This window comes from Nocardia sp. NPDC020380 (assembly GCF_044386975.1).
GTDB lineage: Bacteria > Actinomycetota > Actinomycetes > Mycobacteriales > Mycobacteriaceae > Nocardia.
This window is the reverse complement of the sequence record NZ_JBIRVQ010000008.1, coordinates 107841-129734: the sequence shown is the minus strand read 5'-3', so window position 1 is coordinate 129734 and position 21894 is coordinate 107841. Positions and strand designations below refer to the sequence as shown.

The 21894-nt window shown below is 65.3% G+C and carries 21 protein-coding genes and 1 pseudogene; 14 read left to right on the top strand and 8 right to left on the bottom strand.

All coding sequences use genetic code 11. The features are described from left to right. Positions 1-120: 120 nt before the first annotated feature. A complete protein-coding gene (locus ACH438_RS23150; protein WP_397008477.1) occupies positions 121-978 on the bottom strand; it encodes a helix-turn-helix transcriptional regulator in 858 nt (285 codons plus the stop codon). 142 nt (positions 979-1120) lie between these two features. On the opposite strand from ACH438_RS23150, the gene ACH438_RS23145 reads away from it, so the two are divergent. Together ACH438_RS23145 and hisN are read left to right on the top strand one after the other, a co-directional pair. Then, positions 1121-1717 (top strand): NADPH-dependent FMN reductase, encoded by a 597-nt coding sequence (locus tag ACH438_RS23145; protein WP_397008475.1) that lies wholly within the window; start codon positions 1121-1123, stop codon positions 1715-1717. Positions 1718-1760: 43 nt separating this feature from the next. Beyond that, positions 1761-2549, top strand: a complete 789-nt coding sequence (gene hisN / locus ACH438_RS23140) for a histidinol-phosphatase (protein WP_397009148.1) — start codon at positions 1761-1763, stop codon at positions 2547-2549. Between the two features lie 371 nt (positions 2550-2920). On the opposite strand, the gene ACH438_RS23135 is transcribed toward hisN, so the two are convergent. Together ACH438_RS23135 and ACH438_RS23130 are read right to left on the bottom strand one after the other, a co-directional pair. Then, complete coding sequence (locus tag ACH438_RS23135; protein WP_397008473.1) at positions 2921-4345, bottom strand: glycosyltransferase family 39 protein; 1425 nt, start codon at positions 4343-4345, stop codon at positions 2921-2923. A 55-nt stretch (positions 4346-4400) separates the two neighbouring features. Then, entirely contained in the window at positions 4401-4655 is a 255-nt protein-coding gene (locus ACH438_RS23130; protein ID WP_397008471.1) for a hypothetical protein, read from the bottom strand. 229 nt (positions 4656-4884) lie between these two features. On the opposite strand from ACH438_RS23130, the gene ACH438_RS23125 reads away from it, so the two are divergent. Together ACH438_RS23125 and ACH438_RS23120 are read left to right on the top strand one after the other, a co-directional pair. After that, positions 4885-6273 carry an acyl-CoA dehydrogenase family protein gene (locus ACH438_RS23125; RefSeq protein WP_397008469.1) on the top strand — a complete coding sequence of 463 codons (1389 nt, stop codon included), beginning with the start codon at positions 4885-4887 and terminating at the stop codon, positions 6271-6273. Between the two features lie 26 nt (positions 6274-6299). Continuing rightward, positions 6300-7550 carry an acyl-CoA dehydrogenase family protein gene (locus ACH438_RS23120; RefSeq protein ID WP_397008467.1) on the top strand — a complete coding sequence of 417 codons (1251 nt, stop codon included), beginning with the start codon at positions 6300-6302 and terminating at the stop codon, positions 7548-7550. A 56-nt stretch (positions 7551-7606) separates the two neighbouring features. On the opposite strand, the gene ACH438_RS23115 is transcribed toward ACH438_RS23120, so the two are convergent. Then, positions 7607-8059, bottom strand: coding sequence for a hypothetical protein (locus ACH438_RS23115; protein WP_397008465.1), 453 nt, complete (start codon positions 8057-8059; stop codon positions 7607-7609). A gap of 188 nt (positions 8060-8247) precedes the next feature. Here ACH438_RS23115 and ACH438_RS23110 point away from each other — a divergent pair, with 188 nt between their 5' ends. Both ACH438_RS23110 and ACH438_RS23105 read left to right on the top strand, forming a co-directional pair. After that, entirely contained in the window at positions 8248-8994 is a 747-nt protein-coding gene (locus ACH438_RS23110; RefSeq protein ID WP_397008463.1) for a GntR family transcriptional regulator, read from the top strand. Positions 8995-9005: 11 nt separating this feature from the next. Next, the gene (locus tag ACH438_RS23105; protein ID WP_397008461.1) at positions 9006-9674 is read left to right on the top strand and encodes a YdcF family protein; all 669 of its coding nucleotides are present in this window, start codon (positions 9006-9008) and stop codon (positions 9672-9674) included. Here ACH438_RS23105 and ACH438_RS23100 read toward each other — a convergent pair. After that, entirely contained in the window at positions 9660-10301 is a 642-nt protein-coding gene (locus ACH438_RS23100; protein WP_397008459.1) for an HD domain-containing protein, read from the bottom strand. The genes ACH438_RS23105 and ACH438_RS23100 overlap by 15 nt on opposite strands. Before the next feature lie 278 nt (positions 10302-10579). Further along, positions 10580-12379: a reverse transcriptase domain-containing protein gene (locus tag ACH438_RS23095; RefSeq protein ID WP_397008457.1), complete on the bottom strand. Its 1800-nt coding sequence runs from the start codon at positions 12377-12379 to the stop codon at positions 10580-10582. Between the two features lie 220 nt (positions 12380-12599). On the opposite strand from ACH438_RS23095, the pseudogene ACH438_RS23090 reads away from it, so the two are divergent. The 3 genes and pseudogenes from ACH438_RS23090 to ACH438_RS23080 all read left to right on the top strand — a co-directional run. Further along, positions 12600-12692 (top strand): annotated as a pseudogene (locus ACH438_RS23090) (hypothetical protein); the annotation flags it as partial. 137 nt (positions 12693-12829) lie between these two features. Next, positions 12830-13279: a hypothetical protein gene (locus ACH438_RS23085; protein WP_397008455.1), complete on the top strand. Its 450-nt coding sequence runs from the start codon at positions 12830-12832 to the stop codon at positions 13277-13279. A 115-nt stretch (positions 13280-13394) separates the two neighbouring features. Continuing rightward, entirely contained in the window at positions 13395-13868 is a 474-nt protein-coding gene (locus tag ACH438_RS23080) for an SRPBCC domain-containing protein (RefSeq protein ID WP_397008453.1), read from the top strand. Positions 13869-13939: 71 nt separating this feature from the next. Here ACH438_RS23080 and ACH438_RS23075 read toward each other — a convergent pair whose 3' ends face one another. Continuing rightward, positions 13940-14728 (bottom strand): LuxR C-terminal-related transcriptional regulator, encoded by a 789-nt coding sequence (locus ACH438_RS23075; protein WP_397008451.1) that lies wholly within the window; start codon positions 14726-14728, stop codon positions 13940-13942. Between the two features lie 108 nt (positions 14729-14836). Between ACH438_RS23075 and ACH438_RS23070 the strand changes: the two genes are divergently transcribed. From ACH438_RS23070 to ACH438_RS23050, 5 genes are all read left to right on the top strand, one after another. Continuing rightward, positions 14837-15667 (top strand): SDR family NAD(P)-dependent oxidoreductase, encoded by an 831-nt coding sequence (locus ACH438_RS23070; RefSeq protein WP_397008449.1) that lies wholly within the window; start codon positions 14837-14839, stop codon positions 15665-15667. 370 nt (positions 15668-16037) lie between these two features. After that, positions 16038-17699 (top strand): acyl-CoA synthetase, encoded by a 1662-nt coding sequence (locus ACH438_RS23065; RefSeq protein ID WP_397008447.1) that lies wholly within the window; start codon positions 16038-16040, stop codon positions 17697-17699. A gap of 202 nt (positions 17700-17901) precedes the next feature. Then, the gene (locus ACH438_RS23060; RefSeq protein ID WP_397008445.1) at positions 17902-19563 is read left to right on the top strand and encodes an acyl-CoA synthetase; all 1662 of its coding nucleotides are present in this window, start codon (positions 17902-17904) and stop codon (positions 19561-19563) included. A 21-nt stretch (positions 19564-19584) separates the two neighbouring features. Continuing rightward, positions 19585-20160: a hypothetical protein gene (locus tag ACH438_RS23055; RefSeq protein ID WP_397008443.1), complete on the top strand. Its 576-nt coding sequence runs from the start codon at positions 19585-19587 to the stop codon at positions 20158-20160. Positions 20161-20195: 35 nt separating this feature from the next. Next, positions 20196-21695, top strand: a complete 1500-nt coding sequence (locus ACH438_RS23050; protein WP_397008441.1) for a PepSY-associated TM helix domain-containing protein — start codon at positions 20196-20198, stop codon at positions 21693-21695. Here the strand turns inward: ACH438_RS23050 and ACH438_RS23045 are convergent. Continuing rightward, entirely contained in the window at positions 21685-21888 is a 204-nt protein-coding gene (locus ACH438_RS23045) for a hypothetical protein (RefSeq protein ID WP_397008439.1), read from the bottom strand. The genes ACH438_RS23050 and ACH438_RS23045 overlap by 11 nt on opposite strands. Positions 21889-21894: the final 6 nt, after the last annotated feature.

The window sequence follows — 21894 nt, the reverse complement described above, 5'->3', positions numbered from 1 at the left end:
GCCCGGCTAAGTACCGTGGCCGGTCGGAGCAGGCGCGCCGCGGTTGGGAGCCAACCCGATTTGCTCGTACCCGACGAGTTACCCCCGCCTTCCGAGATCAGTTGTCTCGTTGCCGAAGGATCAACCGGCGACGGCGCGCAGGCCGCCCGGGCGGCGGCCGACCAGGCGGTCGAGGGCCTCGGCGGTGGCGTCGTCGGCCGGGAGCAAGACCAGGATGAACTGGTCGTCATCGGCCGAGAGCTGCAGGGATTCGTAGGCGATGCGCAGCATGCCCGCCTCCGGATGCTGGATGCGGCCCACGCCATTGGTGTCGGCCATGCCGGGGATGCTGTCCATGCGGCGGGCGAATTCCGCACCGCCGGTGGTGAGCAGTTCGTCGATGAGCAGGGCGACCTGCGGATCCGCCCGGCCCGGGCCCTGTTTCAGGGTGGAGACGGCCTTGTCGGCCTTGTGGTCCCAGTCGGGATAGGTCTCGCGGGCGCGCGGGTCGGTGAAGATATAGCGGACGTAGCTGCTGGGCAGGCCGCCGTCGAGCAGACCTGCGGGACCCATCAGCCGCCGGTAACCCTCGGTGCAGGCGAGGATTTCGCTGAGGCGGTTCATCAGCACCGCGGGTGCGGGTTCGAGCAGGTCGAGGGTGGCCTGCACTGCGGGCCGGATCTCACGATTGGGCCCGAAACCGCCGCGGCAGTTGAAGGTCGGATCGGAGGCCTTGGCCAGTTGCAGCAGGTGAACACGCTCCCCGCGAGACAGCCGTAGCGCGTCGGCCAGGGCTTGAGTCACGGGCGGCGAGGGGTTGCGGTCGCGGCCCTGTTCCAGCCGGGTCAGGTATTCGATGCTGACGCCGGCCAGGGTGGCGAGTTCGGAGCGGCGCAGTCCGGGCGTGCGGCGACGCGGGCCGGAGGGCAGCCCGACCTCGGCGGGCGTGACCGCTTCCCTGCGCTGCCGCAGGAACAGTCCCAGCTCGTTATCGCTCACGTATTCGACCGTACCAAGCCGCGCAAGCGTGAAAGTAGCCCTCTCACTACCACTCTCACAGCGGTCTCCCTCGGCGTTCCGGTCCGTCGCAGAGTTGATCACAGCGGCCGGACGGTCGCCCCGACCCGCAAGGAGAACCCAAATGACCAGCACGACCCTGCGCCTAGCGGTGATCATCGGCAGCGTCCGGGAAGGACGTTTCGGTCCCGTGGTGGCGAACTGGTTCGCCGGACAGGCGGAGCAGCACGGCCGCTTCGAGGTGGATGTCGTCGATCTCGCCGATTACCCGCTGCCGCACGCGCTGCCCGCGGTGTCGCCGCTCATGGAGCCGAATCCGGTGCGGCCCGGCAATACCCAGGAGTTGTCCGAGCGGCTGGCCGCGGCGGATGCCTTCGTGGTCGTCACCCCGGATATCAATCGGAGTTTCCCGGCCTCGCTGAAGACCGCGATCGACTGGCATTACACCCAGTGGAACCGCAAGACCATCGGTTTCGTGGGTTACAGCGGCCGCAGCGGCGGGCTGCTGGCGATCGAGGGGCTGCGGGCGGTGTTCAACGAGCTCAATGCCCATACGGTCAAGGATTACGTGTCGTTCCCGCGCTACTTCCTGCACTTCGGCCCGGACGGCGCGCTGCGCGAGCCCGCCGAGTTCGAGCAGTCCGCGCAGGGCATGCTGGATCAGTTGCACTGGTGGGCAACCGCTCTCACCACGGCTCGCGCGGTGCCCGTCCCGGCCTGACGGCCTGCCCGTTTCGCCCATAACGGCGGCGGCTAACGTTTTGCTGGTGACCGCATACTCCGCTGATCTCGAACTCGCGTTGAAGCTGGCCGATGCGGCCGACGCCATCACCCGCGATCGCTTCGGCGCGCTGGATCTGAAGATCGACGCCAAGCCGGATCTGACTCCGGTGTCGGATGCGGATCTGGCCGTGGAACGCATGGTCCGGGAGGTGCTGGGCGCCGAGCGGCCGGCGGATCTGGTGCTGGGCGAGGAGTTCGGCGGGGATGCCGAATTCAGTGGCCGGCAGTGGGTCATCGATCCGATCGACGGCACCAAGAACTTCGTGCGCGGCGTCCCGGTGTGGGCTTCGCTGATCTCGCTGCTGGAGGACGGGGTGCCGGTGGTGGGTGTGGTGAGCGCTCCGGCGCTGGCCCGCCGCTGGTGGGCGGCCGCGGGCGGGGGCGCGTGGAGCAGTTTCGAAGGGGGCGAGGCGCGGGCCGTCTCGGTGTCCGCGGTGGCGGAGCTGGGGGCGGCGAGCCTGGCCATCTCCAGCCTGTCGGGCTGGCGGGCGATCGGGCGGCGCGCCAAGCTGATCGCGCTCACCGATGAGGTGTGGCGGGTGCGCGGTTACGGTGATTTCTTCGGTTACGCGCTGCTGGCGGAGGGTGCGGTGGATATCGTCACCGAACCCGAACTGTCGCTGTGGGATATGGCGGCGCTCGATGTGCTGATCCGGGAGGCGGGTGGCACGTTCACCTCGCTGGACGGTGTTCCGGGACCGCACGGCGGCAGCGCGGTGGCCACCAACTCGCATCTGCAGGATCAGGTGCTGGCGGCACTGCAGGCCTGAGTTTTTCTGCGGCGCCGCAGGATTCGCCCTCGGACGCACGAAGGCCCCGCATCGAATGCGGGGGCCTCGCGTCTAGTAGGTGAGTGCGGGACTAGAGCGATCCCGTACTGGTACCGCCCCCGGTGCCGCCGCCCCCGATAAGGGCGCCTACCACACCGTTGAGCAGATTGAGAACGACCGAGACGAGTCCTGTCAACATAACCGTTCCTCCTTTCGTCTCGATCAAAAACGTAGTGAGGCTTGACAGTTGGTGTGATCGGAATGAAATAACAGTAACGAACTCCGGCAATACAAGATCCGCTACGCAGCGAATTACTGTGTGCACAACCGGTTTTCGCGACATCTTGATGCAATGACATTGGCGGTGAACGTTACCCAAGCCGGCGCATCGCAAACCATGAATCCTGCCACGGCTGTCGCGGCGTGCGGCACAGGTAGACCTGCTTGCCCTGCTCGTCGTTGTGAATGCCGACGCCGTCGTCGATGCGGCCCACCGGTTCGGGGGCGATGCAGAACCGGTCCAGTTGGGTAGCGGAAAAGCCCAGGACAAGAACGGTTTCCGAGTCGGCGGGCGGGCCCCACCACCAGTACGAGTTCTGCACACTGTGCGGTGTCGGCAGGCCCGCGCCGAATCGCTCGATGGCCCCGGCCTCTCCGTAATTGCCGGTCAGGATCCCGGCGCCGGGCGCGACCCGGGCGCGGATATCGGCGACCTGAGTCACGAACCGTGGCCAGCCTATGGTCTCGCCCGCGTCGTAATCGATGGCGAGCACGGGAGTACCGCGCAGCATCGAAATCGGCAGCACCGGTAGGAACAATATCGCTCCGACCAGCGCATTGGCCGCGATGACGGAACCCGTTGCGGCCCGGCGAATCCGGGTCGAGGTCAGACGGTCGATGAGTGCGACCGCGCCCGCGGCAGCCAGCACTGGATACATGCCGCCCAGGTAATAGGCCTTGCCGCCGGTACACAGATAGAAGAGGAACAGCACGGCATAGGTGAGCGCGAAGGCCCGGTAGCGCGCCTGCCGGGCCAGCCACCACAGCCCGAATCCCCACAGCGGCACCAGCAAGGGCCCCACCAGCCCGAATTGCAGGAGCACGAACTGAATCGGCGAATTCGAGGTGCCCGACGATCCCGCGGCAATGGACCGGGCGACCGTCCACTGCGGCCAGCCGTGCTCAGCCTGCCACCGCAGGTAGGGCGCGAAGATCAGCGCGGCGATCACTATCGCGAGCGGAAAGTACCTGGTGGCGAAGATTTTTCGGGAACCGGTGAGCGCCAGCGCCACTGCCAGCGCGAGGAGCGGCAGGGCCGCGAGGGCTTTGTTCTGCAGTGCGAGGCCGGACAAGACGCCGATCGCCAGCCACCAGCGCGGATCGGGTTCGGGGCGCAACAGTCGCAAGGTGAGCAGCACGATCAGCGACCACAGCATGAGGTCGAAGACGGTCGTGCTCAGCAGATGTCCGGCGCCGTAGAGCAGGGGTGCGGCGGCGGCCGCGCCCGCGGAAAGCGTCTGCGCCGCGCGCCCGCCGCCCAGTTCGCGGGCCATGAGTCCGGCGCACAACACCACCGCCGTGGCGGCGAGGGTCGCGGGAATGCGCAGCACCATCAGCGAATTCGGGTCGATGGCGGACATGGTGCGCGCGAGCAGCGGCACCAGTGGCGGTTGATCGGGATATCCCCAGGCCATGCGGTGTCCTGCGGCAAGGAAGTAGAGTTCGTCGCGGTGGTATCCGTACCTACCGGACAGCGTGGTGAGCAGTGTCGCGAAAAGTGCGGCTACCCAGTACATTCAATCATTCTGCGGTCCGACGCGGGGGCTGCGGTCCCCTTTGCGCCGGGCGCGGTCAGTGGCAGCCGGAGGCGGGGCCGCTGATCGGGATGCAGGAGGAGCCGAGGTTCAGCTGTGAGTTGCCGGCTCCGGTGCCGATGCCGCTGAGGCTGAAGGCGGTGCCGGTCTCGATCGGGTCGGCGGTCTGCGGGGCGGCCTGCGGGGTCGCGGGCTGCAGCGGGATGCCGTCGGTCGAGGCGTTGGCGCTCGGGGCGGCGGCGAGGAAGAGGGCAATGGCGAACGCACCGGTCGTGCCTACCAGCGTCTTCATGGGCAAACCTCCAAATCAGGGTTGATGCGCCGATACGGTAACGCAAGTCGTGACCATCTGAAGTGGATTTGTTTCACTGACTTCGGGAAAACTGTCCATCCAGTCGGAACCACCGCGCTGAACTGGCGATTCGACAACCCTCGACGGCAGTTCTTACTCTGAAGTAAGATAGTCTTACTCAGGAGTAAGATTGCTGGGCAGGATCACCCACCTCCTCGATAGAAAACTGGTGATTATGAGCACTCGAGACACCGCAACGAAGCGGGATACTTCCGCCGTCGGCCTCAACCCGGTGAAGCGGGACTGGATGGGCACGGCCATGCGGGTCATGACGACCATCACGGGGTCGGAACTCGCCGAGAAGTACAAGCTGCGCAAGCCGATCGAACGCCTCACCTACGAAGGCACCAAGACCGGATTCCGCACGCTCGGTGCCGCGGGACGAGTGTTCGAGAAGGTCGCCGGCGGTGGCGCGCCGAAGCGACTGCCCGTCAACGAGTCTCGCAAGAAGGACTACTTCGACCTCACCCCGTCCGACGAACAGCAGATGATCGTCGAGACCGTCCGTGAGTTCGCCGCCGAGATCCTGCGCCCAGCCGCCTACGACGCCGACAATGCCGCCAAGGCCCCGCGCGATCTGCTGGAGCGGGCCGCCGAGCTCGGCATCACCCTGATCAATGTGCCCGAGGAACTCGAGGGCGCGGCCTCCGAGCGTGGCGCCGTTACCAATTCGCTGGTCGCCGAGGCGCTGGCGCACGGAGACATGGGCCTGGCGCTGCCGATCCTGGCGCCGAGCGGTGTCGCGGTCGCGCTGTCGCAGTGGGGTACCGACGCACAGCAGAAGACTTATCTGGGCGCCTTCACCGGTGAGAACGTGCCGCAGTCGGCGGTTGTCATCGCCGAGCCGCAGGCGTTGTTCGATCCGTTCGCGCTGAAGACCAAGGCCACCCGCTCGCCCAGCGGTTACCGCATCAACGGTGTGAAGAGCCTGGTTCCCGCCGCCGGTGACGCCGAACTGTTCGTCGTGGCCGCCGAACTCGACGGGCGCCCCGCGTTCTTCATCATCGAGTCGGACACCCAGGGTCTCTCGGTCGAGGCCGACCCGAGCATGGGTCTGCGCGCCGCCGGTCTGGGCCGCCTGATCCTCGACAATGTCGCGGTGCCGCAGTCGGCGCTGCTGGGTGACGCCGAGGTGGCGGAGCGCGCCGAGGATTACGCCGACGCCGTGCGGCTGGCCCGGCTGGGCTGGGCCTCGCTGGCCATCGGCACCGGTCAGGCCGTGCTGGACTACGTGATTCCGTACGTGAAGGAGCGGGAGGCGTTCGGTGAGCCGATCGCGTACCGGCAGGCGGTCGCGTTCATGGTCGCGAACATGGCGATCGAGCTGGACGGTCTTCGTCTCGTGACGCTGCGGGGTGCGTCGCGCGCGGAACAGGGTCTGTCGTTCGCCCGCGAGGCGGCGCTGGCCAAGAAGCTGGCCACCGACAAGGGCATGCAGATCGGCCTGGACGGTGTGCAGCTGCTGGGCGGTCACGGCTTCACCAAGGAGCACCCGGTGGAGCGCTGGTACCGCGACCTCCGCGCCGTCGGCGTGGCCGAAGGCATCGTCCTCATCTGACCCGACTTCTCAACGGAGAGACCATCATGATCAATCTCGAACTCCCCAAGAAGCTGCGGGCCAGCGCCAACCAGGCCCACCAGGTTGCCGCCGAGATCTTCCGCCCGGCTTCCCGCAAGTACGACCTGGCCGAGCACGAGTACCCGGTCGAGCTGGACACCATGGCCGCCATGGTCGAGGGCCTGTCGGACTCCGGCTCGCAGGACATCTCCGGTGCGACCGGTGGCCGTAAGGCCGGCGAGTCGACCGAGGGTGCTGGGTCCGATAAAGACGCGCACGCCACCGAGCTGCTCGGAAACTCCAACGGCGGCAATATGTCCGCGTTGATGAACGCCCTCGAGACCTCGTGGGGCGATGTCGGCCTCATGCTGTCGATCCCCTACCAGGGCCTCGGCAATGCCGCCATCGCGGCGGTCGCCACCGATGAGCAGCTGTCGCGGTTCGGCAAGGTGTGGGCCGCCATGGCCATCACCGAGCCGTCCTTCGGCTCCGACTCGGCGGCCGTCACCACCACCGCCGTGCTGGACGGCGACGAGTGGGTCCTCAACGGCACCAAGATCTTCGTGACCGCGGGCTCGCGCGCCACCCACATCGTGGTGTGGGCGACCGTCGACAAGTCGGCCGGCCGCGCCGCCATCAAGTCCTTCGTGGTCCCGCGGGATGCCAAGGGCCTGACCGTGTCCCGTCTCGAGCACAAGCTCGGCATCAAGGCGTCCGACACCGCCGAGCTCCGCCTCGAGGACTGCCGCATCCCGAAGGACAATATCCTCGGTTCGCCGGAAGTCAACGTGGAGAAGGGTTTCGCGGGCGTCATGCAGACGTTCGACAACACCCGTCCCCTGGTCGCCGGCATGGCCGTCGGCGTGGGCCGCGCCGCCCTCGAGGAGCTCCGCAAGGTCCTCACCGACGCCGGCGTCGAGATCTCCTACGACAAGCCCGCCAACAACCAGCACGCCGCCGCCGCGGAATTCCTCCGCCTGGAAGCAGACTGGGAATCGGCCTACCTCCTCTCCCTACGCGCAGCCTGGATGGCCGACAACAAGAAGCCCAACTCCCTCGAGGCCTCCATGTCCAAGGCCAAGGCCGGCCGCATGGGCACCGACGTCACCCTCAAGGCCGTAGAACTGGCCGGCACCACCGGCTACTCCCAGCGCACCCTCCTGGAAAAGTGGGCCCGCGACTCGAAGATCCTCGACATCTTCGAAGGCACCCAGCAGATCCAGCAGTTGATCGTCGCCCGCCGAGTCCTTGGACTCTCGAGCGACAAGCTGAAGTAAGGTCCGGCACAACGTAAAACCGGTGCGGCCCCTCGTGGTTCGCACCGGTTTTACGTTTACGCACCCTGCGTCTGGGCCGGAGTCACCGTGATCACATCGAACCGTCGCAGGATCGATTCGGGCACTTGACCACCCTCGAAGTGAGCGAGCTCCGGCACAATAACCGCCACGGCATCGAGTCGCGTCGCCTGAGCCCGCAACCGTGCCAGCGGCGGTCGCCCAGTCATCGGGTCATAGACGACGATCCCAGCTAGATCGAAGCCCAGCAGCGCAGCCGTCTGGCGTATCCGGCTCTCATCCCAGAGCTGACCGATCGCGGACACATCCGTTCTCAAGTAGCCCAACGCCGTTGGCCTGTAACGCATTACCGCCCCTTGCGGTTGCTCGTCCCGATCGCAACTTCCGAAACACTCCAGGTAGATCCCTGGACTGTCGCCGGTCTCGCCCCGATCGGCTTCGATCTCCAACAGCCCGCCGGGGAACACAAAGACGCTGGCCCTCCGACTCATATCGGCCCCCTTTCCAACAGACCCTAATAAAGCCGGTTCTATTAAAGCAGCAGTGGATCGCGACGGCAATAGAGCTGGTTCTAACTAACAAGCGCGGCACCTGCTTCAGTTAGGGCTACTCTTAAACTTGTTCGGTTCGAACCACTGGGACGAGAGAGCACCTCAGCGACATGAGCGGATACCGAGAAGTGGCGGCCAACCTGCGGGAGGCCATCAGTCAGGGCGAATACCTTCCTGGCACAACACTTCCCAAGCAGGAAGAGTTGGCCGAGCGTTACGGCGTCAACATCAAGACCATTCGCCAGGCGGTTGGACAGCTGGAATCCGAGGGACTGGTGACGCCGATCAGGCGGCGTGGCACCGTCGTGCGTGAGCGCCCACCGATGCGACGGCTCGGCACCGAGCGGTACTCGAAGAAGAAGTGGAAGTACGGCGACACGGTCGCGTTCATCGCCGACCGCGAAGCATCCGGCCGACCGTGGCAACGAACCGACCAGACGCAAACCGTCGCGCTCATCGAAGCCGATCCAGAGATCACCGAAGCCTATGGGCTGCAACCCGGTTCACAGGTCTACGAACGTGCACGCACTGTCAAGGACGCCGGACGACCGACCCACACCCTCACCAGCTACTACCTTCCCGAAATCGTTGAGGGGACACCGCTGGTGGACCCGACACCAGGGCCCGCTGGTCCTGGCGGCGGCCTGGCGGTCCTCACCCTCCAGGGCTACGAACCGGACCACATGTCGGAAACGATCTTCGCGCGCATGCCCACCCCGGAGGAAGCGGAGACCCTCGAGCTGCCCGCCGGAGAACCGGTGATGATCCTTACGCGTCGCACCTACACCGCGAATGATGTTCTGATCGAGTTTGCGCGCGGCGTCCACGCGGCATCCCGATTCTCGTGGACGTACGACTTCAAGCTGCCCGAGTAAAGGAGCCTCCGATGCCGACAACGACCTTGCCCGCGGAGTACCGCTCGGACGTGGAAACCCTCTGGGATTACAACCAGATACATCACGAGCCGCGCCCTGTCGATGTCGGCATCGGCCTCGGCGGCCATGACTTCGGAGTCGCCACCTACACGGCGGACCTCTACCACGCGGGCACCTTCCCGCTGATCGTGTTCACCGGCGCGAACGCACCGACCACCGTGGACTTGTTCCCGCGCGGGGAGGCAGTGCATTTTCGTGAGCGAGCCATCGAACTCGGAGTGCCGGCCGAAGCGATCCTGGTCGAGCCCGACGCGACCAACACCGGCGACAACATCGATTTCACCCGCGCCTTACTGAACGAGCGCGGCTACCTGGACTCGATCAAATCGGTGATGCTGATCTCCCGGCCGTACCAGCAGCGGCGCAGTTACGCCATATGCCGGAAGCGCTGGCCCGAAGTGGATGTGGTCTGCGGATCGTTGCCCCTTGCCCTGGATGACTACGTGGCCAGCATTGGCGATGTTGATCGCGTGATGAACACGCTCGTCGGTGACACCCAACGAATCTGGGTCTACCCGACGAAAGGCTGGGCTATTGAGCAGGATGTACCCACGGATGTACGGGCCGCCTACTCACGCCTCGTCAATGCCGGATTCACACGCCGCCTACTCCCCGAGTAGAGCAGAAGCCCGCCGAACGGCCGCTCTCAACAACGGTTCTGCTCTGTCGATGGCAGTGCGCACGATGCTGCCCGACTCGTAGCGAACCCGAATATCGGCCAGCCGCTGGTCTATCGTCACGGGCTCACCGGTCGGTCCCGTGGACATGTCGGCCCACCAGACGAAATCGTTCGCCCTGTCAAGTCCTGAAATTCCCTCCAGGACAAAGGGATCGAAGACATTTGGCGCGATCTCGCGCACCTCAGCTTCCACCTTGCCGGCCGAATGAAAAGCCACCAGGTGGCAAGTAACTGCCGAGTACCCCCGATCGGCCAATAACCGAGCACCATCGATCGGATGGAATCCGAGCACCGGATACCCGTATCCGACATCGTGAAGGTAAGCCGCAGTTACGGTTTCGTCCCGCAGGTGCTTGGGAATGAACTGCGCGATGCGTTCCACCTTGCGCCCCACTGCGATCGTGTGCGCACGCCGCGAGTCCGTTAGCGGTGCCAGCAATTCCACCAGGGCAGCTTCCACGAGCGGCCATGCTACGCGCCGGGCGCTTCCCGCGTCCCAGCCTTCGAAGCCGTTGCCGTCGTCCACCGTTGCCCGCCCGCCCGGCCCCTCGCGCGAGGTGGCGGTCACGAGTCGTTGCCGAAACTGGCTATACAGACTCAAGGGCGGCGGCCTACCGGCCGCCGCCACGCCGCGGTGTCCTCGCTGCGGGCCCTCGCTGCGGCACCGGCGCGTCGGCGGCCGTCCGGCCACTCGCCCAGCCCCTGAGCCGCCAGTCCCCCGCCACTACTTCGGAGCTATGCGCACGGGGACGCCGGATCTCCAATCGAGGGTGTCCCTGCCTCCTCATCGCCTCATCGGCCCATTATCTCGCTCCACTCGGACGCATCAAGGGCGCTCCGCGTCGGCTACGCCGATGGGCATCCGCCCACCCTTGACACGCCCTCCCTCCGCTGAGGACAGCCAGTATGAGGAAGCAGGGAAAAGAACAGTCGTCGCTGCATTAACGAATGAGCTGCAAGCGCAGGCTGCCATATCTTTTTGATCGCGATGTGCCGATTGGCGAATAGCAGGGATGGGAGTTCCTTACGCCCTTGCACCCATGAAACAGTAGACTGAAGATGCGGAAATCGAGACACCGCACGTCGGCCAGTACTCTTATCAAGCGCTCCAGCATATGCGAGAGCAACAAGATACGCCCGCAACACGGTGGGGTCATGTTCGGTGTCGAACTGAGCTTTTAGCCAGTGAATATCCCCGGACGCACAACCGCGAGCCATAACGCAAGCCGATACAGCGCGCAGGTAGTTGGGGTTATTATGGTTCTGCGTATCGGACTTCGCTAATGCAATGAACGATGCGGGAGGCTTCCCGCATTCGAGCATTGCGGCATAGAGCCAACTTCTCAGGAATTCCGAATAGGACCTCTCCCTGTCTTCCAGAAACTTCGCAATACGATCCTGAATACTTTTCCGGCCGATAAAATGCTTGAGATATGCAGCGACCACAGATGCGACGGGCGCCAGATCCTCAAGACGGTCAAGAATCCGCCTTAACGAGGTATGCTCCCGTATTCTGGTCAGCCTCCACAAACTGAACTTAATGTCGCGCTGTACAATTTTTTCATCCTTTAATGCGCTGGAGAGTATTCGCTTAAGCACGGGCCGGGCTCGCTTCAGATTGTTTGCCTCAAAGAAGTAATTGGCAATGGCGCGGTCGCGCCCATCATCTGCGGACCGATATGCTTCAACTTCAAGAACGGTAGTTTTTGAGGTAGAGCAGATCAGACCTCGCTGCCTACAGAGATGTTCAAAGTCGCGAATTGCGGCAACGGTCTGCTGCTTCGACTTTGCAATGATACGAACATCGTCCATGTATCTGTAGTAGCCGTGGCCAAGGGTGGCCATTTCCTCATCCACGCGGGATAAATAGAAATTACCTAGCATTCGTGAAGCATTCGGGCCCTGCGGCAATCCCACACCTTCGACAGTAGCCCATCTTGAAAGCATTACCCTCAACGCTTTCAGGGGAGGCCCGGAAATTCCTATGGACACCAGGTCATCAAACAAGATGTTATGGTGAATGTGTTCGAAGTACGAGGATATGTCAGTTTGCCCTACCCATTGACCGAGACCTTCATCGGCAGCCTCAAGTACTGAGTTATGAAATTTGACCCATCTAATGGTGCCTCGCTCCATGAAGTACTTCCCCGAAGGCGCTAGACGACTTGAGAAAACATTCTCCCCAATTCTGCTATCAATATTGGAAGCGAAGGACGATACAACCGCCTGATAGCAAATACGATCAACAATCGACAACAGGACACCTGGGCGATTAGAGGCCGTACTCTTTGGGATATCCACCTTGAATGCCGCATCGAATTCTAGCGTCGTCAGACGGTTATTCGCGCGGTCAATCAGGTCCGCCGTACTCTCGATGTAGTCGCGAAACCGAAGGACATCAGGAACCCAGGCTTCAGGCAAGTCTGTTGATTGCACGAAAGTCCAAGATCTTTCCAGATCATAGGTTGCCGAGAGCCCCTTTGGGGCACGCTTACGGCCACTCCCACGCTTTACATCATTTCGCTCGATCAACCATTGCGTACCAGCCTTGGTTGCACTGAGCGCACCTGTCTTACAGCGCCGCCGGATCGTGGCTACGGAAACCCCAGCCAGTTCCGCAGCCTCTTCCACCGTGACGTAGTCCACAACGACTCCTTATGATCGTGTGCGATCACGCTACGTGATGAGCGTTCACGCTCACAATCAAATTTTCGTGGCCGATCGGGCCGGTACCCTCCTACCACTGCGAGCACCCGAGCCGAGGCAGCGCTGAAACAGACCAGCACCCGGTAGATGCCGGGGGAACTCCCGGCCCAGCCCAGCCCACTGATCGCGCAGATACCTGGAGGTGGCGGGAACCGGCCGCGAGATCCTCGACATCTTCGAAGGCACCCAGCAGATCCAGCAACTCATCGTCGCCCGCCGAGTCCTCGGCCTGTCCAGCGACAAGCTGAAGTAGCAAGTCCTGCAAGAAAACCGGTGCGGGCCGAGTTCGGGCCGCACCGGTTTCTTTTGTCGGAGGCTCCTGCGAGGATTCGGCTCGGACAACGGAATGGCGGTGCGGGCCGCTGGAATTGGGGGTTGGTTATGAGGGCCGTGCGTGTTGTGACGATGGCGGCGGTGGCTGTGGGGTTGTTCGGTGGGGCGGGTGGGGTGGCGGAGGCCGATGACGGTCACGCGGAGCAGGTGGCCACCGACTATGCGGTGGGAGCGGCCACGTGTGACTACCGGGATATGGATGGGTGTTTCGCGCGGATGAAGGCCGGCGCGGCGCCGGAGTTGGCGGCCAAGTACGACGCCACCCGGACCGAAGTGGAGCACGTCCTCGTTCCGTTGCGATGGGTCTCGACCGCGAGCCCGATCAGCAGCGCCGTCACAGCACACGACGGCTCGATCTATCACGTGGACGTACTGCTCGACGTCCGCACCACCAACTCGCAGTCCTCTGGCCCTACGGACGCCACCGTCACCTACAAGATCACGCTCGATGAGTCGCTCGGGTGGGAGATCACCGATGTCGGTGGTGACGCACTCGGGGCGAGCTAGTCCTCGGCACCTCGGTGCATTGCCCGCACGGTTTTTCTTTGCCCGGTACCGATGAATTCGCGGGAGGATCTCCGTCTGAGGTTGTGAGTGATCATCAACTGTGAGGGAGAGCGACATGAGTGGCGAGCAGATCAGTATCGAGCGTATTTACCCCGCTTCCGCTGAGCGGGTTTGGGAGTTGTGGACCACGCCTGCGGGGATTGAATCCTGGTGGGCACCAGACGGATTCGAGGTACGGGTGGACAAGATTGATGTGCGGGCGGAGGGAGAGCTCGTCTATACGATGACAGCAGTTGGAGAAGCCCAGGTCGACTTCATGAAGAACGCGGGCATGCCTCCTTCCACCGAGTCGCGGAAGACTTTCAAGGAGGTCTCCCCCACCTCCCGCCTGACCTACAACTCCCTCATCGATTTCGTTCCCGGCCTGCCCGCCTACGAGCACCTGACCACCGTCGATTTCACCCCGGTGGAGGACGGTGTCCGCGTCGTCATGACCATCGAACCCCTCCACGACGCCGACTGGACCCAGCGCATAGTCGCGGGCCGCACCAACGAGCTCGATAACCTCGGCGCCCTCATCAGCGGCTGAATACCGTTTGGGCCATGACCAACACCGAGCCTTACATCGACGGTGAATAACCGTTGAATTTAGAGCGCGGTTCAGGCGGCGGTGGTGAAGCGGAGGGCCAGTTGGGTGCGGGTGGTGCAGGAGGTTTCGGCCAGGGCTCGGGTGAGGTGTTTTTTGACGGTGTCTGTGCCGATGAAGAGGCGGTCGGCTATTTGGCGGTTGGTGAGGCCTTGGGCGGCCAGGGCGGCTACTTCCCATTCGCGGGGGGTGAGTTGCCAATTGGTGGTGGCGGTGCGGTGGGCGCGGTCGCGGTCGAGTTGGTCGACGGCCAGCGGGGTGAGGTGGCGGCGGAGGGTTTGGAGGATGGCCAGGTCGCGGTCGGGGACGCGGGGGCGGTCGGTGACGGCCATGCCTATGTAGAGGACGCCGGAGGCGCCGGCATCCACCACCATGGCGGCCTTGTCGGTGATCCCGTTGGGGCGCAGGAAGTTCGAGATGAAATCGGCGCCCGCGGCGACCTCGCCGAGACGGATTACGCCGCGGGAGAGGAGGAGTTCGCCGATCTCCTCGGCGCGGAAGGGGTCGGCGTCGATCCAGTGCGCCGCGTATTCGGTGAGGAAGGATTCGGTGTAGCCGCCTTGGACGCCGCAACCCTCGCGGATGGCGTGGGTGAGGGTGTCGCCGTGCAGGACTGCCACGCCGGTGAAGCCGAACCAGCTTTGCAGGGCGCGGACCAGCCGCTCCCGGAATTCCGGGAGGTCGGCGGCGCGATCCACGGCCTCCAGGACGCCGATGAGCCGGCGGTGGTCTTCGGCGCTGAGGGGTTCGTCCGCCGGCAGGGGGCGCGGTCGGCGAACCGGATCGGTCAGGGCTCCGCTCACCGCACCAGTTTCCACCTTCGGGCCATACCGGGCCACTGCGGCCGTCGGCATGATTGATCGCGGGACCTCGGGGAGCGAACGCCCGGGGCACAGCGAGAAGGATCGACCATGAGTGCAGAGCACACCCGCCGTTGGCTGATCACGGGCGCCAACAGCGGTTTCGGCGCGGCCTTCACCCGGGCGGTATTGGCCGCGGGCGACGAGGTGGTGGCGGCGGTGCGCCGGCCGGAGACCATGAACGACATCGTTGCCGCACACCTGGATCGGGTGCAGGTGGTGACCTTGGATGTGCGCGACGCGGCCGCGGCCGGGCGGGCGGTGAAGGAGGCCGGGCGGATCGACGTGCTGGTCAACAATGCCGGGTACGGGATCGTCGGGGCGATCGAGGAAACCTCGGAAGCGGATCTGCGCGACGCCATGGAGGTCATGTTCCATGGCCCGCTGCGGCTGACGCAGCTGGTGCTGCCGCAGCTGCGGGAGCGGCGCGCGGGCGCGATCGTGCAGGTGTCGAGCATGGGCGGGTTCCTGTCGTTCGCCGGCGTCGGCGCCTACTGTGCCGCGAAGGGTGCGCTGGAGCTGGCCAGTGAAGCCCTTGCGGCGGAGGTGAATCCGCTGGGTATTCAGGTGCTGATCGTCGAACCGGGTTCGTTCCGAACGGGTTTCGCGAATCCGTCGGCGTTGCGGCTGACCGGGGAGATCGCGGATTACGCGGCGACGGCGGGCGCTATCCGGGGCGGGTTGCCCGCCTCGGATCAGCAGCAGGAGGGTGATCCGGAGAAGGCCGCGGCCGCCGTGGTCGCGACGGTCGGCGCGGAGAATCCGCCGCTGCGCCTGGCGCTGGGCGCCGATGCGGTGGAGGCGATTCGCGGCAAGCTGGCCGCCGTGGCCGCGGATCTGGATGCCACCGCTCACCTCGGCCTGACCACCGGAGTGGCATAGCCAGTTCCTGGAAACGCCGACAGCCCGAAAACGCCGACGGCCCACCGCTCTGCACAGAATGGTGGGCCGCGGCGGTTGCGTCAGGCGCTCGCGGAGAGCACGGGGAGCAGGATCACGGCGAGGTTGCCGAGCAGTTGCAGGATTCCCATTGTGTGGAGCCTCATCGATCTGTAGTACGGGCTTGCAGCCTGCTCGACGATTGTTTCCGGAACATGCCGGGCGCATGAACAGATCGGAGCGTCCCGTACGTGACCGGGAGATGTCCGATGTGACCGAATTTGTGTAACGTCGATCACATCCCGCTGTTACGGTGGCGCTACCCGCCACCGGGTCGGTCGGCGGGCCGGTAGGTCACACGGAGGTGGTCGGAATGCCCTCGGTTCTACACTCGGCTCAGCAGCGGCTCTCGCACACTGCGGAGGCCCTCAGGGGATTGCGCCGGCTGCGGGAGCTGGGGTTGTCGGATCCGACCAAGCCGCTGGAGACGATCCAACTGCTCAGGGACGCAAAGGTTTTCGGTCCACCCGCTACGGCCATACGCCGCGCCGCGCGAACGTGGCCGGACCGTCCGGCGCTCGCCGACGAGCGCGGCGAGCTCACTTACAGCGAACTCGACCGGCAGTCCGATGCGCTCGCCCGGGGTTTGCAGCGCATGGGCATCAGGCCCGGCACGGTGGTCGCCGTGCTGGCGCGGGATCATCGCGGACTGCTGCTCACCATGGGCGCGCTGGGCAAGCTCGGCGCGCGGATGGCGCTCATGAACACCGGTTTCGCGAAACCGCAGTTCGCGCAGGTCTGTGAGCGCGAGAACGTGAAAGCGGTACTGCACGACAGCGAATTCCTCGGCCTGCTCGACGCCCTGCCACCGGAACTCCCCCGCGTACTCATCTGGGTCGACGACGGCACCGAAATCCCGGACGGCGTAACCACTCTCGACGCCTTGATCGGCGCGAACGCGCAGACCCCGCTGCCGGCCCCGAAGAAGGCGGGCGGTTTCATCATCCTGACCAGCGGCACCACCGGCCTGCCGAAGGGCGCGCCGCGCGAACGCACGGGACCGCTGGCCACCGTGCAGATGGTGGATCGCATCGATTTCCCGCGCGGCGGGACCATGGTGATCGTCTCGCCCATCTTCCATTCCACCGGTTTCGGTACCTGGCTGACCTGTGTGGCGTTCGGTAACAAGGTGGTGCTGGCGCGCCGTTTCAATGCCGAGCAGACCTTGCGGCTGATCGCCGAGCACGGTGCGGAGATGCTGGTGGCGGTGCCGACCATGTTGCATCGCATGGTGGAACTGGATCCGGCGATCCGCGAGAAGTACGACACGTCCTCGTTGAAGGCCATCGTGATCGCGGGTTCGGCGCTGTCGCCGGAACTTTCGGTGCGTACCGCCGAGGTGTTCGGCCCGGTGCTGTTCAACCTGTACGGGTCGACCGAGTGCGCGGTGGCGACGGTGGCGCGGCCGGAGGATCTGGCGATCGCGCCGGGCACCGCGGGTCGTGCGCCGCTGACCTGCGAGGTGGTGCTGTTCGATCAGGATGGCCGCCGCATTCTCGCCAAGAATGTGAAGGGCCGCATCTTCATTCGCTCCGGTTCCCCGTTCCAGGGCTACACCGACGGGCGGCACAAGGAGATCATCGAGGGCTACATGTCGAGCGGCGATACGGGCCATTTCGACGATCGCGGGCTGTTGTTCGTGGACGGCCGCGATGACGACATGATCGTGTCGGGTGGCGAGAACGTCTTCCCGCAGGAGGTGGAGAACCTGCTGCTGGAGCGTCCCGATGTCTTCGACGCGGCGGTGGTCGGCGTCGACGATGCCGAGTTCGGAAAGCGCTTGCGCGCCTTCATCGTCCCCGAGCCGGGCGCGGAGCTGGACCCGGACGAGGTCAAGGCGTACGTGAAGGGCAATCTGGCCCGCTACAAGGTCCCTCGCGATGTGTTCTTCCTGGAGGATCTCCCGCGCAATGCCACCGGCAAGCTGCTGCGCAAGCAACTGGTCGAGTACGAGGCGCCCTCCCCCGGCCGCTGACGGGTAGCCGCCGGCGACACACGCGCCGTAGCACTGCGAGCCGGGCCACGACCTGGGGTTCCTATGCGTTACCCCAGGTAACGGAGACCTCGGCCACACCGCTGTGCCGACTGCTTGCTAGGGTTAGCGCCGCACTGGATCTCGAGGTTGCGATCCGTACGGCCGACTCGTCAGCGGCAGGGGATCGCGGAAGGTTGTACCCATGTCATTTGCCCTTCCGTCGGCTGGCACGGTTCTACGCAAGGCGGGCGATACGGCGCTCAGCGTCAACGCCATGGTCCGAGGGGGACTCTTCAATCCGCTGCGCCCGGATCACGCGGTGCGGTCGGCACTGAATGTGCTGAAGTTCGGTCCGTTCGCGGGCGCGGTCGTGCATGCGGCGCAGACCAATCCGAAGTCCTCCGCGATTGTCGACGAGCTCGGCGAGATGACGTTCGAGCAGATCGATCAGCAGTCCAATGCCTTCGCGCGCGGTCTCGCGGCGCAGGGTCTGGGCCCCGGCGATGTGATCGGCGTGCTGGCCCGCGATCACCGCGGCATGGTGCTGAGCCTGGTCGCCGCCGGCAAGCTGGGTGTGCGCGCGGTGCTGATGAACACCGGTTTCGCCAAGCCGCAGTTCGCGGATGTGGCCGAGCGCGAGCAGGTCAAGGCCGTCCTGCACGACAGCGAGTTCGTCGAGCTCATGTCGGCCATTCCGGCCGCGATCCCGCGCATCCTCACCTGGGTGGACGCCAAGGACGGGGTGGATCCGTCGATCGCGACCATCGAGTCCGTCGCGGCCGGCCAGTCCACCGACGCGCTGACCCCGCCGGAGAAGCCGGGCGGCATGGTGATCCTGACCTCGGGCACCACCGGCACCCCGAAGGGCGCCCCGCGCGACAAGGTCAGCCCGTTCATTACCGCGCAGTTCCTGGACCGTATCCCGATCCCGCGCAACAGCACCGTGGTGATGGCCGCGCCCATCTTCCACGCGACCGGCCTGTCGCAGTTCACGCTGTCCATCGCGCTCGGTAACCGAGTCGTGTTGCAGCAGCGGCGTTTCGATCCGGAAGAGACCCTCGCGAACATTCAGAAGTACCGCGCGCAGGGCCTGACCGTGGTGCCGACCATGCTGCAGCGCATCCTCGATCTGCCCGAGGAGACCCTGGCGAAGTACAAGCCGAGCGAGACCCTGCGGGTCATCTTCGCGGCGGGTTCGGCCATCCCGCCGGACGTCGTCACCCGCACCCTCGACTACTTCGGCGAGACCCTCTACAACGTGTACGGCTCCACCGAGTGCGCGGTCATGACCGTGGCCACCCCGTCCGAGCTGCGCAAGGCGCCGAGTACCGCGGGTAAGGCGCCGGTCGGCATCCGCGTCGCGCTCTACGACGAGAACCGCAACCGGATCAGCGCGCCCAATGTGACCGGCACGATCTTCATCGAGAACAGCCACTCGTTCAAGCAGTACACCGACGGCCGCACCAAGGAGTACGTGGACGGCCTGATGTCCTCGGGCGATGTGGGTCACCTCGACGCGGACGGCCTGCTGTTCATCGACGGCCGCGATGACGACATGATCGTGTCCGGCGGCGAGAACGTCTTCCCGCAGGAGGTCGAGCACCTCATCTCCAACCGCCACGACGTGCTGGAGGCGGCCGTGGTGGGTGTGGACGACCGCGACTTCGGAAAGCGGCTGCGCGCCATCGTGGTTCCGGGCCCGGATTCCAAGCGCGACGTCCAGGAGATCAAGGACTACGTGAAGGAGAACCTGGCGCGCTACAAGGTGCCGCGCGAGGTGATCTTCGTGGATGAGCTGCCGCGCAATGCCACGGGCAAGTTGCTGCGCAAGCCGCTGATCGAAATGTCCGTTCCCGTGGAGTAGCTGCCTGACTATCATCAGCGCGTGATATTCGCGTCCGGCCGGTCCACGGCGTCGACCCGCAGAGATGCTGCGGTTTTGCGCGGTGGCTCGGCCGGATCCGTATCGGGCGCCTTGGCGGTCGCCGCGCACGGCTGGATCTCCGGGACCGAACCGCTGCACGCGGGTTCGCTGATGCTGCTGGTCGCGTCCGCCGCGGCGGTGGGTGGAGCGGTCGCCGGCGTCGGTGCGCTGCGCACGACCCGGACCGGTCTCGTGGCCGCCCTGCTCGGCGGGCAGTTGCTCGGGCATCTCGCCATGATGTGGGGTTCGCCCGGCATGAGCCACGACCCGCAGCACGCCGCGTCGATGTGGAGTCCGGCCATGCTGGGCGCGCATCTGGTCGCCGCGTGCGCTGCCGCTGTCGTCATTCTGGGCGCGGAGGTGGCCTACCGGATCTGCACCACGGTGCTGGCCGGGGTCTTGCCCGCACCGGTTTCGCTGCCGATCCCGCCGGGACCGCCGAAACTCGCGGTCACGCACTGTGATCGCGTCATCCTGCGGGTTTTCGCCGCCGATGTCTGCCATACCCGCGGTCCGCCCGCCTGCGTTCGAGGTTGAGCTTCCTTCTTCACCCGAACCATCGGAAGACCCCCATGACACTCACCGAAAGCGGTGCCGGTACGGCACCGCCGTCCTCCCCTGCCCGGAAACAAGAATCCAAACGTACTGCGGGCCAAGCCATTCAGGCCTTGCTGCTGCGCCTGCACTTCTACGCCGGTGTGTTCGTCGCACCGTTCATCCTGATCGCCGCCGTCACCGGGGCGTTGTACGCCATCTCGCCGACGCTGGAGAACATCACCGATCGTGGCCTGCTGCACACGGATTCGACCGGGCCCGTGCAGCCCTTGCGGGATCAGGTCACCGCGGCGCTGGCGGTCGAGCCCGCACTCACCCTGAATGCGGTCGATCCCGCCCAGAATCTGGGCGATACCACCCGGGTCATCTTCACCGATCCCTCGCTCGGCGAATCCGAGCGTCGCGCGGTGTTCGTCGATCCCGTCACCGCGCGCCCGGTGGGCGACAGCGTGGTGTACGGCAGTTCGGGTGCGCTGCCCATGCGTACCTGGATCGATCAGCTGCACAGGGATCTTCACCTCGGCGACTTCGGCCGCTACTACAGCGAGATCGCGGCGTCCTGGATGTGGGTGGTCGCGCTGGCGGGCCTGGTGTTGTGGATCCGCCGGGTGCGGGCCCGCCGCGAGCGCCGGTCGGCGGGCTGGCTGTTGCGGCCGGATCGCTCGCGCCCGCGCGGTCGCACGCTGAATTGGCATGCGGCAGTTGGTGTCTGGATCCTGCCGATCATCCTGCTGCTGTCGGTCACCGGCATGACCTGGTCGAAGTACGCGGGTGAACACGTCGACGGCCTGCGCAGCGCGCTGAGCTGGACCACGCCGTCGGTGACCGCGAAACTGCCCGGCAATACCGATATGGCCATGCCCGCTATGGGCGATCACGCCGAGCACATGGGCGGCGGCACGCAGTCCGGACCGGCCTCGAATGCCGCGAACGCCCTGCTGTTCGACACCGTATTCGGCGTGGCACGCGCCAATGATCTGACCGGTCCGCTGGAGATCAGCGTGCCGAGCGGCGACGGCATGGCCTTCGTCGCGCAGGAATTGCGCCGGCCGGGTCAGTACACCCGCGATGCGATCGCGGTGAACGGCACCACCGGTGTGATCACCGACAAACTCCCGTACTCGGAGTGGGGGCTGATGGCCAAGCTCACCAACTGGGGCATCCAGTTCCACATGGGCCTGATGTTCGGGCTGTTGAATCAGTTGCTGCTGCTGGCGGTCATGATCGGCCTGATCACGGTGATCGTGCGCGGTTATCTCATGTGGTGGCGGCGCCGTCCGACCAAGGCGAGCGGGCTGTCCGCGGGTAAACCGCCGCGGCGCGGGGCGCTGAAGCAGACGCCGCTGATCATCGTGGCGCCCTTGGCCGTTGCGTCGGTGGTGGTGGGCTGGTTCGCGCCGATGCTGGGGATTCCACTGCTGGCCTTCCTGATCGTCGACGTACTGGTGGGTGTGCTGTCCCGCGGCCGTGCGACTCCCGAGCCGGCCGCGCCCGAGAAGGCCGAGGTCACTCCCTAGGCGGGCTGAGCCGCGCCCACGCCAGAAAGCACACGCCGACGGCCAGCATGGCCAGGCCGGACCAGAGGTTGATGTTCACCCCACCGGTCTTGGCCTGCTGGACCGCCGGGTCGTAGGCGTAGCTGGTGATGATCAGGATGATGCCGTAGACGCCGAGCAGGGCGCCGACGATGGTGCGGATATCGAAGAGCATCAGCGG

Bases quoted from the DNA above. Each gene is read 5' to 3' on its own strand.
- ACH438_RS23045 (WP_397008439.1), bottom strand. From the start codon at position 21,888: ATGCTCTTCGATATCCGCACCATCGTCGGCGCCCTGCTCGGCGTCTAC.
- ACH438_RS23050 (WP_397008441.1), top strand. From the start codon at position 20,196: ATGACACTCACCGAAAGCGGTGCCGGTACGGCACCGCCGTCCTCCCCT.
- ACH438_RS23080 (WP_397008453.1), top strand. From the start codon at position 13,395: ATGAGTGGCGAGCAGATCAGTATCGAGCGTATTTACCCCGCTTCCGCT.
- ACH438_RS23060 (WP_397008445.1), top strand. From the start codon at position 17,902: ATGTCATTTGCCCTTCCGTCGGCTGGCACGGTTCTACGCAAGGCGGGC.
- ACH438_RS23135 (WP_397008473.1), bottom strand. From the start codon at position 4,345: ATGTACTGGGTAGCCGCACTTTTCGCGACACTGCTCACCACGCTGTCC.
- ACH438_RS23130 (WP_397008471.1), bottom strand. From the start codon at position 4,655: ATGAAGACGCTGGTAGGCACGACCGGTGCGTTCGCCATTGCCCTCTTC.
- ACH438_RS23115 (WP_397008465.1), bottom strand. From the start codon at position 8,059: ATGAGTCGGAGGGCCAGCGTCTTTGTGTTCCCCGGCGGGCTGTTGGAG.
- ACH438_RS23070 (WP_397008449.1), top strand. From the start codon at position 14,837: ATGAGTGCAGAGCACACCCGCCGTTGGCTGATCACGGGCGCCAACAGC.
- ACH438_RS23065 (WP_397008447.1), top strand. From the start codon at position 16,038: ATGCCCTCGGTTCTACACTCGGCTCAGCAGCGGCTCTCGCACACTGCG.
- ACH438_RS23120 (WP_397008467.1), top strand. From the start codon at position 6,300: ATGATCAATCTCGAACTCCCCAAGAAGCTGCGGGCCAGCGCCAACCAG.
- ACH438_RS23105 (WP_397008461.1), top strand. From the start codon at position 9,006: ATGCCGACAACGACCTTGCCCGCGGAGTACCGCTCGGACGTGGAAACC.
- ACH438_RS23145 (WP_397008475.1), top strand. From the start codon at position 1,121: ATGACCAGCACGACCCTGCGCCTAGCGGTGATCATCGGCAGCGTCCGG.